The sequence below is a fragment of the Mucilaginibacter sp. PAMC 26640 genome (genome assembly GCA_001596135.1).
In the GTDB taxonomy this organism is placed as follows: domain Bacteria; phylum Bacteroidota; class Bacteroidia; order Sphingobacteriales; family Sphingobacteriaceae; genus Mucilaginibacter.
Window position 1 is genome coordinate 3808869 of record CP014773.1, and the last position, 13859, is coordinate 3822727.

Genomic DNA, 13859 nt, shown 5'->3' on the forward strand with positions numbered 1-13859 from the left:
ACATGAAGATAGGTAAATTTTTATCAGGGTTTTTGCTGATGGTTTTAATCAGCCAGGGTATGTTTGCGCAGGGCTTAAAAACCTTCACTAATCCTATACTGCCTGCTGGTGCCGATCCATGGGTGATCTACCAAAATGGATACTACTACTACACCAATTCTACGCAGAACCAGTTGATGATCTGGAAAACTAAAAACCTGGCAGATTTGAAATCAGCTGAGCGCAAAACCGTTTGGACACCGCCCGCTAATACCAACTATTCTAAAGAACTTTGGGCGCCCGAACTCCATTATATCAACCATAAGTGGTATATGTATTTTGCGGCAGATGATGGCGACAACAATCATCATCGTTTATATGTGCTTGAAAACATAAATACCGATCCTATGAAGGGTAATTGGGTGTTCAAAGGTAAGCTTGCAGATCCTGCCGATAAATGGGCCATAGATGGTTCGGTTTTTAATCATCAGGGCCAACTATACCTCATCTGGGCAGGGTGGGAAAGTGATCAAAACGGGCAACAGGATCTATACATTGCTAAAATGAGCAATCCCTGGACGATCGCAGGCAACCGGGTAAAGATCTCCAGTCCGTTGTATGATTGGGAAAAGAACGGTGATTTGCACGATGCAGTAAACCCGCCGCATGTTAATGTTAACGAAGGCCCCGAAATATTAAAACATGGCGACAAGCTTTTTCTGGTTTATTCTGCAAGCGGTTGCTGGACAGATTTTTACGCACTTGGCATGTTGACAGCCTCTGCTCAAAGTGATTTAATAGATCCACGGTCATGGACCAAATCCGCCCAGCCTATATTTAAAAAATCGGAGGCAAACAGCGTCTACGCGCCCGGCCACAATTCTTTTTTTAAATCGCCGGATGGTAAGGAGGACTGGATAATCTATCATGCAAATTCGCAACCTGGGCAGGGGTGTGGCGGTTTCCGCTCGCCGAGGATGCAAAAATTTGCATGGAAAAAAGACGGTACTCCAAATTTTGGTGAGCCGGTTAAAGCAGGAGAGGTGTTGGCTGTACCGTCCGAAAGCGAATAAACAAACCCAATTATTAAGATAAAAATTATGCAAAACACCTTAAAAAAACCAACTTTGGCGCTGGCAATTGCCGGTAGCCTATTGATGGCCGCCTGCAATCAATCTGCACCAAAAAGCACAGCTACCATGACTGACAGTACAACCACAAAAGCAAGTTTGCCGGCAGCGGCAGGCTTCGAAAAGAACCTCGACGGAAAACAAACCCATTATTTTATCCTAAAAAATAAAAAAGGGGCTTCAGCTGCGATAAGCGATTACGGCGCGCACTTACTTGGTTTGCTGGTACCAGACAAAGACGGAAAATTAACTGATGTGGCTTTAGGCTTTGACGACATAGAAGGCTACAAGAAGGCTGGAAGCGCCTACTATGGGGCTACGATAGGCCGCTATGGTAACCGCTTGGCGGGGGGGAAGTTTAAGCTGGATGGTAAAGAATATACGCTTTTTAAAAATAACGGACCTAATACGCTGCATGGAGGCAAAAGTGGCTTCGATAATAAAGTTTGGGACGGTAAGCAAATTGACAGCAGCACAGTTGAGCTGATTTACCTTTCAAAAGATATGGAAGAAGGTTTTCCTGGTAATTTGAAAGTTAAGGTGACATACAGACTGGGTGATGATAACTCGCTGAAGATAGCTTACGAAGCTACAACAGATAAAAACACAGTTGTGAATTTAACCAATCATTCGTATTTTAACTTGAACGGAGCTGGAAGTGGTACTGCGCTGGATCATTTGGTTCAAATTGATGCCGACAAATACACGCCGGTTGATGCTACCTTAATTCCAACCGGCAAAATAGATATGGTTAAAGGAACTCCTTTCGATTTTACCACAGCTACGGCTATCGGCTCTCGCATCGGGAAGGAAGATACCCAGCTTAAATACGGTAAAGGCTACGACCATAACTATGTTTTGAACAGTCATGATATCAGCAAACCAATTGCTACCGTAATTGGCGATAAAAGCGGAATAAAAATGGAGGTTTTTACAGAGGAGCCAGGTTTGCAGTTTTATACAGGAAATTTTATGGATGGCAGCCATACATTGTTTGGCGGCAAAACTGACGATCATCGTACCGCTTTTGCAATGGAGACTCAGCATTACCCTGATTCTCCTAACCAACCAACGTTCCCATCAACCGAATTAAAGCCAGGAGCAGTTTACAAAACTCAAACCATTTATAAATTTTCAGTAAAGTAACGAGTATTAAAGCAACGGAAAAGGTACTTTTGCTTTTGAAGAACACAGGGATATGCTTAGTCCCTGTGTTTTTTGTTTAAAGCACGCTATGATTCTGCAAGTGTTATAGAAGCTTGGCTGCAACTTGGCTTAAAATTCCAGTAACGGTTGATATTTATTTACTGATGTTTTTCGAAATAGTTTCAGGCTACCTCAGCGGTAAAATCGGCACTGAAAAACTATGATTTATACACAGGTAACATCACCCTGATCGTTGTCCCTTCATCTACTTTTGATGATATAGCTATACTTCCTTTATGCAAGCGAACAATATTTAGTGCCAATGGCAAACCGACCCCATGCCCTTCAAATTTAGCAGTGTTGGATGCCCGGAAGAAGGGCTCGAAGATATGCTGCATTTCCGGTTCGGGTATGCCAATTCCTTCATCTTTAATATTGAAAACCACGCTGCTGTTTTCAGCCAGGATCTTAATGGTAACGGTCTTATTGTCAGAGTATTTGCATGCATTAAGTACTATGTTACTTAATGCAAGGCGCAACAGGTTAATGTTACCATTAATAATGAGTCTGTGTTCATCTTCCGGAAGATCCGAAAGATCAATAATTACTTTATTTTCGGGGATGATCTGGTCAGCCGATTCTTTTATCATCCATAATAATTCATCACCACGGATCTGTTCCCAATTTTGCTTCCGACCGTCAAATCCTGTTTGTGCGAGGCCAAGCAAACTTGTTAAAATATCCTGCAGGCTTTGGGCGCCGGTAAGTATCGTAGTAAAGGCTTTAATAGGATCGGCCCCTGGTTTGCTATTATTTTTCAACGCCAGTTCTGCTTCTCCTTTAATTACCGCCAGTGGGGTTCTCAATTCATGCGAGGCATTGCTGATAAAATTATTCTGCGTTTCAAAAGCGGTCTCCAACCGGTCAAGCATGTCATTAAAGGTTTGCATCAATTCGGCTATCTCATCCTTGCCATCATAATTCTCCAGCCTTAAATGCAGATTACTGGCCGTAATGGTGTTTACTTTTTTAATTATTTTCCTGACGGGTTGAAAGGTATGGTAAGAAAAGCGCCTGCCGATTAGATATGCGATCAAGATTGACGCAAAAAAGCCAATAATCAGGATCTCTTCCAGGTTATTAAGTTCTTTGAAGCCGTAAGGGTCAGTAGCCGACACGATCACCATCACATCGCCGTCTGAAAAGCGAAAGAGCTTACCGGCGTAAAAAATATTATCAGTATTATATCTTGTTTGCCCCTCGGTCAACACCGTTTTTATTAGTGCTGAAGGAAGGCCCTTAAACGCTTTGTCGCTCTCATAATCTGATGGCGTTAAAATGTAAACCTTTTCCGAAGTAAGCTTTTCCAGATAGCGCTGACGGATTTCTTTAACCATACCCACGGTATCCTGATCATTGGAATGGTAGATTTGAGAGGATATATTTACCCTGGCTTCCAGTCGTTTATAGAAGTCTTCGAAAGTGAATTGATGAACAAAATAAAAAATGGATCCGCTCAAGATTAATATAATGGATACGTTTAAGGCAAGAAATAGCAGGGCAACCTTCTTTTGGATACTCATGTGTTTTCTTTTAGTATATAACCCATCCCAAAAACAGTATGGATCAGCCTGGTTTCGTCACCGTGTTCCAGTTTCTTTCTAAGGTAGTTGATGTATACATCTACCACGTTGGTTCCCATATTAAAATCGATGTTCCAAACGTTTTCCAGTATCTCTATCCGCGACAATGTATGATTTCGGTTCTTAACTAAAAACTCAAGCAATCGGTATTCTGTGGCCGTAAGATCAATTTTCCGCTCATTTCGTTTTACAGACTTTTCAGATGTGTTGATGAGTACATCTGCAAATTGCAGCAAGTTAGCGTTGGCGCCGGTATTGCCGTTTCGCCGTGCAAGTGTACGGATGCGTGCATTCAGTTCGGCCAGACTGAAAGGTTTAACCATATAATCGTCGGCGCCGCTATCCAAGCCTGTCACTACATTTTCCGTTGAGCCAAGGGCGGTAAGCATCAGTATTGCTGATTTGGTATCTGCCAGGCGCAGCTGCCGGCATACCTCAATACCATTCATACCCGGCAGCATGATATCCAAAATAATCAGCTGAAATTCCATTTTTAAAGCCATCTGAAGCCCGGTAGTACCATCCAGTGCCACGCTTATTTCGTGCCCCTCCGCATGCAGGTCCCGCTGAATAATGGATACCAGCTTGGCTTCGTCTTCTATTAAAAGGATCTTCATCCGGGCAAATATATTTAACCGCAGCCACAATCGGCATAAGGTCAAAGTAAAACAATTTACTTTGCTCCTTTAAAAAGTAAAATGGGTTGATTTTCTACAAATTTTACCAGATTTGAAACTTTAGTGTTTTGCCACATCGTCCGTGAGTTACCAAACGGCGGTTTGATCACTAAGAATGAATTAGTTATCATTAACCCATACAATATGGTAGGGGCGGGAGGTGAGTTAACTCGCGGAGCGATTTAAAAGTTTCAAAACACCCGGCTGTGACGAGTCTCAAAACTTTGCTTCGGATGCAGGTTTACCCTTATCTCAATTCCGGGCACCGCAGCTTTCACTTTATCAGGCGCATGTTCTGCTACGCAACCTTTAGTTAAAACCATATGGTTGTTACCGAAAAGGCTACAGCAGTACCTACAAAAAGTTATCGGCTTCGCGATAGGCCTTTATCAGGGCCAACTCGCCTTCTTTTCCTTTGCCGGCATTACCATGCTCCATACCCATAACTCCCTTATAGCCTTTGTTGTAAATGTGTTTAAATATATTTTTGTAATTCAGTTCACCAGTACCGGGTTCATTGCGACCGGGGTTATCGCCAATTTGGTAGTAACCTATTTCGTCCATGATCAGGTCCATTGTTGGGATAATGTTGCCTTGGTTGCGCTGTACATGATACATATCATACAAAATCTTGCATGACGGACTGCCAACGGCCTTGCAAATGCCATAGGCCTGATCCGGTGTTTGCAGAAATAGGTCCGGGCTATCGCTTAATGGCTCTAATACCATAGTTATGCCTTCAGGTTCCAGTATCGCAGTTCCCCTCTTCAGGGCTTCTATCACATTCCCGGTTTGCACACCTATTGGCAACCTTCTTACAAAATCGCCGGGTACAACAGTTACAAGTTTACTGTTGATTCGTTTTGCAACTTCTACTGCCTGTTTGCAGGAATTGATGAAGTTTTCTACTTGGTCAGCTTTGCCGGATGCCAGCATGTTACCGTCATTACTCAAGCCGGGCTGTACAAAAACCCCCATGGCCATGCCGAGTTTGGCAAGCGTTTCGCCTATTTTTTTCTGATACTCCACAGTACGGCCGGATAAGCCGTTGTCTTCAATGGCGCGGAAGCCCTGCTCATGCGCAAATTTAATTTGGTTAATAAAGTCATCGCCCGCATGGTTTTTAAACATGCCATGATGAATACCGTAGTTAAGATTAAATGCGCCGCCGTCAGCTCCTTCCCGATGACTTGATTGGGGTTTGGTTGCCGCGTTTAAAGTGCTGCCTGCAAATAATGCCGAACCGGCCAGCACCGAGCTTTGTACAAAGTTTCTACGTTTCATAATGATGTTTAAAAGGTGTGGCAAGATAAGGCAAACTAACCAAAAAAATTAATGCAATTCACGGTGCTGCCTTATTTGTGCGTCTATTTTTAAGATAAGCACAGGGGCAAATAATACTGTAAAGGCTTCATTTAATATTTCTGATCCCATGACAAACACAAATTCACCAAAACGAATTATAGATTATTTATCGAAATATTGATTTTTTAAGTTTAGTAATTGCTTAATTTGCGCACAATCGATTGCTAATTAAAAAACTATTTAACTCCGTGAAACGATATTCCCTAACGTTAGACCTGAAAGATGATGCTGCTTTAATTGCAGAATACGAAGCCTGGCACCAAAAAGTATGGCCGGAGATATTGGCGAGTATAAAAGAAAGCGGTATTGAAAATATGGAGATTTACCGCTTTGCCAACCGTTTGTTTATGATAATGGAAGTCAACAATAATTTCAGTTTTGAAGCCAAAGCAGCTGCTGATGAAGCGAATGCAACGGTACAGGAATGGGAAACGCTGATGTGGAATTTTCAACAGCCAGTTGCTCACGCTAAACCCGGCGAGAAATGGGTCTTAATGGATAAGATTTTTCAATTATAATTATACAAAAAGATGTCAGCTAACAGGCATACATTTATACAAATTCACCCTATAGACAACGTACTTGTTGCTTTAACGGATCTACCGCAGGGCACACTCGTTACCTTTAATGGTACAGTGTTAGTTTTGGCTAACGATGTGGCCGCCAAACACAAATTTACGCTGCAGCAACTAAATCCAGGTGATGAGATTTTTATGTACGGCGTTTTGGTGGGTAAAGCCAGTAGCGTTATCCTGCAGGGTGGCGTTGTAACCGTAAATAATATCGAACATGCTTCGGATAGTTTCGAACTGCAGGGGCGCAAAACGGAATGGCACCAACCTGATGTGGCGTCTTATCGCGATAAAACATTTATGGGCTTCCACCGTGCGGATGGCTCGGTAGGTACTGCAAATTACTGGCTGGTTATCCCATTGGTTTTTTGTGAGAATAGGAATATCAATGTATTAAAAGACGCGTTATCTGCCAAATTAGGCTTCGCTAAGCCTAGAGGGTACGAAAACGAGGTAGATAGCCTGATTGACATGTATCAAACAGGTAAATCGGTGCAAGAGATCCTTGATGCGGACTTGCAGTTAAGTCCCGATCATCAGCCTGCCAACAAGTTGTTCCCGAATATTGATGGTATCAAATTTTTAAACCATGAGCTTGGTTGCGGCGGTACGCGTACAGATTCTGATGCGCTTTGTGGCTTACTTGCCGGATATATTACCCATCCAAACGTGGCAGGCGCAACGGTGCTAAGTTTGGGTTGCCAGCATGCCCAGGCGGGTATTTTACAGGAGGAGATTGCCAAACGCGACCCGGCCTTTAGCAAGCCGCTGATTATGCTGGAGCAGCAGCAACTCGGAACCGAAAGTAAATTACTTCATGAAGCTTTAAAGCAAACATTTGCAGGGCTGATCAAAGCTAATGAGCTGGAACGCAAACCGGCACCTTTATCAAAATTATGTATAGGGCTCGAGTGCGGCGGATCTGATGGATTTTCCGGTATTTCTGCAAACCCGGCACTCGGATATTTATCGGATATATTGGTAAGCATAGGCGGCAGTGTTATCCTTGCCGAATTCCCCGAACTGTGCGGGGTAGAGCAGGAGCTAAGCGACCGCTGTATTGACGAGCCAACGGCGTTGAAATTTATGGATCTGATGCGCACCTACGCTGCGCGCGCAGAAGCGGACGGTTCGGGCTTTTATGCTAACCCTTCGCCTGGTAATATAAAAGATGGGCTAATCACTGATGCCATCAAATCTGCCGGTGCGGCAAAAAAAGGTGGTACATCTCCGGTGGCGGCTGTTTTGGATTATCCCGAGAAGGTAACTAAACCGGGTTTAAACTTATTGTGTACGCCAGGAAGCGATGTGGAAAGTACAACCGCTGAAGTGGGCTCTGGTGCAAATATCGTTTTGTTTACCACGGGTTTGGGTACTCCAACAGGTAACCCGGTCACACCTGTAGTTAAACTTTCAACCAATACCAAATTGTATAACCGTATGCCGGATATTATTGATATTAATTGCGGTACCATTATAGAGGGTGAAGAAACCATCCCCCAGGCGGCTGAGAGGATCTTGGATTATGTAATTGAGGTGGCAAGCGGCAATATCAAGCCGAAAGCTGTATTGCTTGGTCAGGATGATTTTATTCCCTGGAAAAGAGGGGTTTCATTATAAAAAGTTAAGTATATGTTCAGTTTAAAAGAAAAAACAGCCGTAATAACTGGCGGCGGCAGCGGTATAGGCAAAGCAATTTCGCAACTTTTTGCGAGGCAAGGTGCAGTTGTACACCTGATTGAATTAAATGCCGAAGCAGCAGAACTCACCGTAAAAGAAATCGAAGCTGAAGGTGGAAAAGCCTATGCCCATAGCGGCAATGTTACCGATCAGCAGCAGATTGTATCGCTGTTTGAAACAATTGGTACCGTTGACATCCTGGTGAACAACGCCGGTATTGCCCACGTAGGTAATGTGGAAAAAACCAATGAGGAAGATTTTGACAGGGTTTACAGTGTTAACGTTAAAGGTGCTTATAACTGCGTATTTGCAGCTATCCCGCTGATGAAAGCCAATGGCGGCGGGGTTATCCTTAACATGGCCTCTATCGCATCCTGGGTGGGTTTAGCCGATAGGTTTGCCTACTCGATGAGCAAGGGTGCTATCCATGCCATGAGTATGTCCATCGCGCGGGATTATATTAACGATAACATCCGCAGCAACAGTATTTCACCTGCAAGGGTGCATACCCCGTTTGTAGATGGTTTTATTGCTAAAAATTATCCGGGCCGGGAAGAGGAGATGTTTGGCAAACTTTCAAAAAGCCAGCCCATAGGCCGTATGGCGCAACCGGCAGAGATAGCTGCACTGGCACTTTATTTATGCTCCGAAGAAGCTGGCTTCATCACCGGTAGTGATTACCCTATTGATGGTGGCTTTATAAAATTGAATAACTAATTACCTATGAAATTAATAAGATACGGCGCTGCCGGAAGTGAAAAACCGGGTGTAATTATCAATGACATCCGCTATGATGTTTCGGCATTTGTAAAAGATTTTAATGAAGAGTTCTTCGCCAGTGATGGCTTATCATCACTGAAAGAATATATAGGAGAGAACAGCGGTTTGCTGGTGAAAATAAGCGACGATGAACGCTTAGGAAGCCCGGTGGCCAGGCCATCAAAAATATTGTGTATTGGCCTGAACTACGCCGATCACGCTAAAGAAACTAATGTACCGCTTCCGCCGGAACCTATCTTGTTTATGAAGAGCACCACTTCGCTGGTTGGGCCAAATGACAATATCATGATCCCGAAGGACTCTGAAAAAACCGACTGGGAAGTTGAACTGGGCGTTGTGATCGGCAAAAAAGCATCATATGTAGAAGAAGCTGATGCTGAAAGTTATATAGCAGGTTATGTATTGCATAATGATGTATCCGAACGTGCTTTTCAGCTGGAGCGTAACGGCACTTGGGATAAAGGAAAAGGCTGCGATACCTTTGCGCCAATGGGCCCTTATCTGGCTACGCCGGATGAGATAGAAGATATCCACAACGTTAGGCTTTGGTTAACGGTAAATGGCGAAAAAATGCAGGATGGCACAACGTCCAATCTAATCTTTAACATTCCATTCCTGATATCATATTGCAGCCAGTTTATGACATTGCTGCCCGGGGATGTTATATCAACCGGCACACCCGCGGGGGTAGGTTTAGGCTTTAAGCCGCCGATTTATTTAAAGCCCGGCGACGTTGTTGAATTGGGGATTGATGGCTTGGGTACCGCTAAACAGCAGGTAGTGGCGTATGCAAAAGATTGATGCACATCAGCACTTTTGGCACTATCACCCGGTAAAAGATGCCTGGATCACCGCTGATATGGCGGTGATTCAAAAGGATTTTATGCCCGAGGACCTGTTACCTGTACTTAAAGAGAATACGATTGATGGTTGCATTGCCGTACAGGCCAGCCAAAATGAGGAAGAGAATATTTTCCTGACCCAGTTGGCTACAAGCTATCCGTCTATCAAAGGCATAGTAGGCTGGGTTGATCTGCAGGCAGACGATATAGACGACAAACTACAGTTGCACGTACTTAACCCGTTTATTAAAGGATTTAGGCATGTGTTGCAGGCTGAGCCAAATGAGTTTATGCTGGCTGAAAAGTTTATGCGGGGTATCTCGCTGCTGGCAAAGTACAATTTTACTTATGATATCCTGATCAATTGCGGGCAGGTTAGACATGCTGAAAAACTGGTGCGTGCCTTTCCAACACAGCGTTTCGTGATAGATCACCTGGCTAAGCCAATGATCACTTCACAGGTAATAGAGGGGTGGAAGCAGGATATGGAGGCATTAGCACAACACCAAAATGTATGCTGCAAGATATCCGGTTTTTGCACTGAAGCGGACTGGCAAAACTGGACTCATCAGCACGTCGCTCCCTATTTTGATGCAGTGTTCAACGCTTTTGGCCCAAACCGGGTTATGTTTGGCTCAGACTGGCCGGTTAATTTACTGGCCGGTGGTTACAATAAAACAGTGCATTGCCTTAGGGAGTACACAGCCGGATTTTCTGCTCCAGACCAGGATAAATTCTGGGGCGGTAACGCTGCTGATTTTTACAATTTATAATACGCATAATGGATTTGCAATTAAAAGATAAGGTGATCATCGTAACCGGTGGCGCCAGGGGGATAGGCAAAGGAATTGCCGTATTATTGGCGCAGGAGGGAGCAATTCCATTCATTATAAGCCGTACGGAAGAAGAGAATTTACATACTGTTAAAGAAATAGAACGAGCCGGGGGTAAATGTTTCCAAACCGTGGCTCAATTAACTGATCCTGCGGCTTGTGAACTGGCTGTTATGGAAGTGGTAAAAGTTTGCGGACGTATTGACGGCCTGGTTAACAATGCGGGTGAAAACGATGGCGTTGGCTTGCTCAACGGCAGCTACGACAAATTTGTGCAGTCATTGCACAAGAATTTGATACACTATTACATGGTGGCACATCATGCAGTTCCCGAACTGATAAAAACACAGGGAAGTATTGTGAACATTGGCTCTAAGGTAGCCGATACCGGGCAGGGGGGCACGTCAGCTTATGCCGCGGCCAACGGTGGCCGGAATGCTTTAACCCGCGAGTGGGCGGTGGAACTGCTGCCGCATAAAATTCGTGTAAATGCTGTAATTGTTGCCGAATGTTACACTCCCTTATACGACAGGTGGATAAAAACGCTTCCTAATCCGGAGGAGAAATTGTCATCCATCGTATCCCATATCCCGCTAGGTAAACGGATGACAACCGTTGAAGAGATAGCGAGCATGGTTGCCTTTTTGTTGTCGCCGGTTTCCAGTCATACTACCGGGCAGATCACCTACGTAGACGGAGGTTATACACACCTCGACAGGTCGATTTAGATATATATCTACGCTCTGGCATAGTCGAACATTTAAAAAACAAAGCAGGCGCAAATGCCTGCTTTGTTTTTTATAGGATTAATTACCGCTCTCATCAGACAGGGTTTTTTACAAAATGTCATTCTTTATTGGATGATTTTTTTGGCAAGCAATCAGCTTTTTTTGCCGCTAATTTCATAGCTTGCCTTCTTAGGATATTGCTGATCAACCAGCTGTATCTCATCATTCAAAATATCATGAAGCTAATATTTTCTGTTACGTCAGCTATTATTTTAGCGGGCGCTGTTTTGTCGTGTCAAAGGTCAAAGCCACAAGTAGGGGAAGAATATAGAGGATGGTCGGCCTATGGCGGTACAAAAGATGGCTCTCGATATTCTACCAGTGAGGAAATAAACCTGCAAAATGTGACCCGTTTAAAACAGGTCTGGTTTTATTGTACAAATGATAAAGATACTGCCGGTAAAACACAAAACCAGTGTAACCCAATTATGGTGGAAGGAATGCTATATGGCTCTTCACCCAAACTGAAGCTTTTCTCTCTAAATGCAGCTACCGGTAAACAAAACTGGATCTTTGATCCGGCCTCGGTTGATACTGTTGGGCGAAACCAACCGATGGCTTATTATAAAGTGAACAGAGGTGTGGTTTACTGGCAGGATGCCGATGGCAACAACAAGCGGGTGTTTTACAATGTGGGGAATAAGGTTTACTGCATCGATATACAAACCGGCAAGCCTGTGCTAAACTTCGGTGATGGCGGCTATTTGGACATGACCGAAAACGTGGGCCGCACAGTCCACTCGTTCGTGGCATCTACAACACCCGGGATTATTTATAAAAATGTACTCATCATGGGCGTGCGCGTGGCCGAGAGTGAAGATGCCGCACCTGCACCTATCCGCGCTTATGATGCCCTAACCGGTAAATTACGCTGGAGTTTCAATACCATACCACATCCCGGCGAAAAGGGCTATGAAACCTGGGAGAACAAAGATGCCTGGAAAACACTTGGCGGTGCCAATAACTGGTCGGGTATGTCGCTGGATGAGCAACGCGGAATTGTTTATATCCCAACAGGTTCCATCGGGGGTGATTTTTATGGCGGTAACCGAAAGGGCACTAACCTCTACGCTAATTCGCTGATTGCTCTAAATGCCGGTACAGGTAAATACATCTGGCATTTCCAGTTTGTACACCATGATCTCTGGGACCGCGACCTTCCGGCCAATCCTAACCTGGTGACCATAAAACACAAAGGTAAAATCATAGATGCGGTTGCCCAGATCACCAAGAACGGCTATATTTTTATGTTCGACCGAACGAATGGAAAACCCATTTTCCCGATCAATGAAGTGCCCGTGCCAATTAACGGGCTGCCCGGCGAGCAGCCTTGGCCAACGCAGCCTATCCCCACGTTGCCGCAGCCTTTTGCCCGGCAAAATTTTGGGCCTGGGGATGTTACCGACATCAGCCCGGAAACTCATAAAGATATGATGGGGAAATATCTGAAAGTAAAAAATCGGGCGATGTTCAGTCCGCCAAGCAAGGAAGGCGGCTGGATCTTCCCCGGGTTTGATGGTGGCGGAGAATGGGGCGGGGCTGCGGTAGACCAGCAAACCAAGATCATGTATATCAACAGCAGTGAAATGCCCTGGGCCCAGGTAATGATAGATGTACCTAAGAACGATAAAAATGACCACACACTTGCCGGTGCCGGGCATGCTGTTTATAATCAGCGCTGTATAGCCTGCCACGGTGCAGATTTAAAAGGTAACGGATCCAGCATACCATCATTACTAGTTCTCGAAAAGAAGTACAACGAATTACAGGTACGCAACATTATTGAGAACGGGCGCAATATGATGCCATCGTTCAAAGCCATACCCGAAGGTGAAAAGAAGGCACTAGTCAGCTTTTTGCTCAAGCTGCCCGAGAAGGAAGCAACCGGCCCAACAGGCAGGGGCGGCTTACAGCAAACATTAACAGTTGATAAGAATAGTTTGCCATCTGCACCTTATACCATGGCAGGCTACAACCGGTTTGTTGATAAAGACGGATACCCGGGCATTAAACCGCCATGGGGTACTTTAAACGCAGTGGATCTTACCACTGGTAAACTGTTATGGAAAGTACCGCTGGGGGAATTTGCTGAACTCACTAAAAAAGGCATCCCCATCACGGGTACAGAAAATTATGGCGGTCCGCTGGTTACCAAAGGTGGCTTGGTTTTTATAGCCGCCACCAAAGATGAAAAGATTTGTGCATTTGACAAAAAAAACGGTAAGATGGTTTGGCAGGCTCAACTTCCGGCAGCTGGGTACGCCACACCAGCTGCATATGAGATAGACGGGAAGCAATATATTGTGATAGCATGCGGCGGCGGCAAGATCGGTAGCAAATCGGGAGATAGTTATGTGGCGTTTGCATTGTAACCAATTGATTTGTTAAAAGATTTAAATTATTATCGCTAAACATTTACCTCTA

General features: G+C 44.5%; 12 protein-coding genes. 9 read left to right on the plus strand and 3 right to left on the minus strand.

The window, feature by feature from the left end; translation table 11 throughout:
* The first annotated feature begins 2 nt into the window (after nucleotides 1-2).
* A complete protein-coding gene (locus A0256_16465) occupies nucleotides 3-1052 on the plus strand; it encodes a glycosyl hydrolase family 43 (GenBank protein AMR32899.1) in 1050 nt (349 codons plus the stop codon).
* 27 nt (nucleotides 1053-1079) lie between these two features.
* A complete protein-coding gene (locus tag A0256_16470) occupies nucleotides 1080-2255 on the plus strand; it encodes a galactose mutarotase (protein ID AMR32900.1) in 1176 nt (391 codons plus the stop codon).
* A gap of 218 nt (nucleotides 2256-2473) precedes the next feature.
* Here the strand turns inward: A0256_16470 and A0256_16475 are convergent, their stop codons facing one another.
* From A0256_16475 to A0256_16485, 3 genes are all read right to left on the minus strand, one after another.
* Complete coding sequence (locus A0256_16475) at nucleotides 2474-3838, minus strand: two-component sensor histidine kinase (GenBank protein ID AMR32901.1); 1365 nt, start codon at nucleotides 3836-3838, stop codon at nucleotides 2474-2476.
* Nucleotides 3835-4515 (minus strand): DNA-binding response regulator, encoded by a 681-nt coding sequence (locus A0256_16480; GenBank protein AMR32902.1) that lies wholly within the window; start codon nucleotides 4513-4515, stop codon nucleotides 3835-3837. Before A0256_16480 ends, A0256_16475 begins: the two co-directional genes overlap by 4 nt.
* Nucleotides 4516-4929: 414 nt before the next feature.
* On the minus strand, nucleotides 4930-5859 hold the full coding sequence (locus A0256_16485; GenBank protein AMR32903.1) for a xylose isomerase: 930 nt from the start codon (nucleotides 5857-5859) through the stop codon (nucleotides 4930-4932).
* 269 nt (nucleotides 5860-6128) lie between these two features.
* On the opposite strand from A0256_16485, the gene A0256_16490 reads away from it, so the two are divergent.
* From A0256_16490 to A0256_16520, 7 genes are all read left to right on the plus strand, one after another.
* The gene (locus A0256_16490) at nucleotides 6129-6458 is read left to right on the plus strand and encodes an L-fucose mutarotase (protein AMR32904.1); all 330 of its coding nucleotides are present in this window, start codon (nucleotides 6129-6131) and stop codon (nucleotides 6456-6458) included.
* Nucleotides 6459-6470: 12 nt separating this feature from the next.
* Complete coding sequence (locus A0256_16495) at nucleotides 6471-8132, plus strand: altronate hydrolase (GenBank protein ID AMR32905.1); 1662 nt, start codon at nucleotides 6471-6473, stop codon at nucleotides 8130-8132.
* A gap of 12 nt (nucleotides 8133-8144) precedes the next feature.
* Nucleotides 8145-8909: a short-chain dehydrogenase gene (locus A0256_16500; protein AMR32906.1), complete on the plus strand. Its 765-nt coding sequence runs from the start codon at nucleotides 8145-8147 to the stop codon at nucleotides 8907-8909.
* A 6-nt stretch (nucleotides 8910-8915) separates the two neighbouring features.
* Nucleotides 8916-9773, plus strand: coding sequence for an ureidoglycolate lyase (locus A0256_16505; GenBank protein ID AMR32907.1), 858 nt, complete (start codon nucleotides 8916-8918; stop codon nucleotides 9771-9773).
* Nucleotides 9760-10587, plus strand: a complete 828-nt coding sequence (locus A0256_16510; GenBank protein AMR32908.1) for an amidohydrolase — start codon at nucleotides 9760-9762, stop codon at nucleotides 10585-10587. Before A0256_16505 ends, A0256_16510 begins: the two co-directional genes overlap by 14 nt.
* Before the next feature lie 8 nt (nucleotides 10588-10595).
* Nucleotides 10596-11375, plus strand: a complete 780-nt coding sequence (locus A0256_16515; protein AMR32909.1) for a short-chain dehydrogenase — start codon at nucleotides 10596-10598, stop codon at nucleotides 11373-11375.
* A gap of 236 nt (nucleotides 11376-11611) precedes the next feature.
* Complete coding sequence (locus A0256_16520; GenBank protein ID AMR34590.1) at nucleotides 11612-13807, plus strand: pyrrolo-quinoline quinone; 2196 nt, start codon at nucleotides 11612-11614, stop codon at nucleotides 13805-13807.
* Nucleotides 13808-13859: the final 52 nt, after the last annotated feature.

Excerpts from the sequence above, each read along its gene's own strand:
- A0256_16465 (AMR32899.1), top strand. The coding sequence starts at position 3 with ATGAAGATAGGTAAATTTTTATCAGGGTTTTTGCTGATGGTTTTAATC.
- A0256_16470 (AMR32900.1), top strand. The coding sequence starts at position 1,080 with ATGCAAAACACCTTAAAAAAACCAACTTTGGCGCTGGCAATTGCCGGT.
- A0256_16475 (AMR32901.1), bottom strand. The coding sequence starts at position 3,838 with ATGAGTATCCAAAAGAAGGTTGCCCTGCTATTTCTTGCCTTAAACGTA.
- A0256_16480 (AMR32902.1), bottom strand. The coding sequence starts at position 4,515 with ATGAAGATCCTTTTAATAGAAGACGAAGCCAAGCTGGTATCCATTATT.
- A0256_16485 (AMR32903.1), bottom strand. The coding sequence starts at position 5,859 with ATGAAACGTAGAAACTTTGTACAAAGCTCGGTGCTGGCCGGTTCGGCA.
- A0256_16495 (AMR32905.1), top strand. The coding sequence starts at position 6,471 with ATGTCAGCTAACAGGCATACATTTATACAAATTCACCCTATAGACAAC.
- A0256_16500 (AMR32906.1), top strand. The coding sequence starts at position 8,145 with ATGTTCAGTTTAAAAGAAAAAACAGCCGTAATAACTGGCGGCGGCAGC.
- A0256_16505 (AMR32907.1), top strand. The coding sequence starts at position 8,916 with ATGAAATTAATAAGATACGGCGCTGCCGGAAGTGAAAAACCGGGTGTA.
- A0256_16510 (AMR32908.1), top strand. The coding sequence starts at position 9,760 with ATGCAAAAGATTGATGCACATCAGCACTTTTGGCACTATCACCCGGTA.
- A0256_16515 (AMR32909.1), top strand. The coding sequence starts at position 10,596 with ATGGATTTGCAATTAAAAGATAAGGTGATCATCGTAACCGGTGGCGCC.
- A0256_16520 (AMR34590.1), top strand. The coding sequence starts at position 11,612 with ATGAAGCTAATATTTTCTGTTACGTCAGCTATTATTTTAGCGGGCGCT.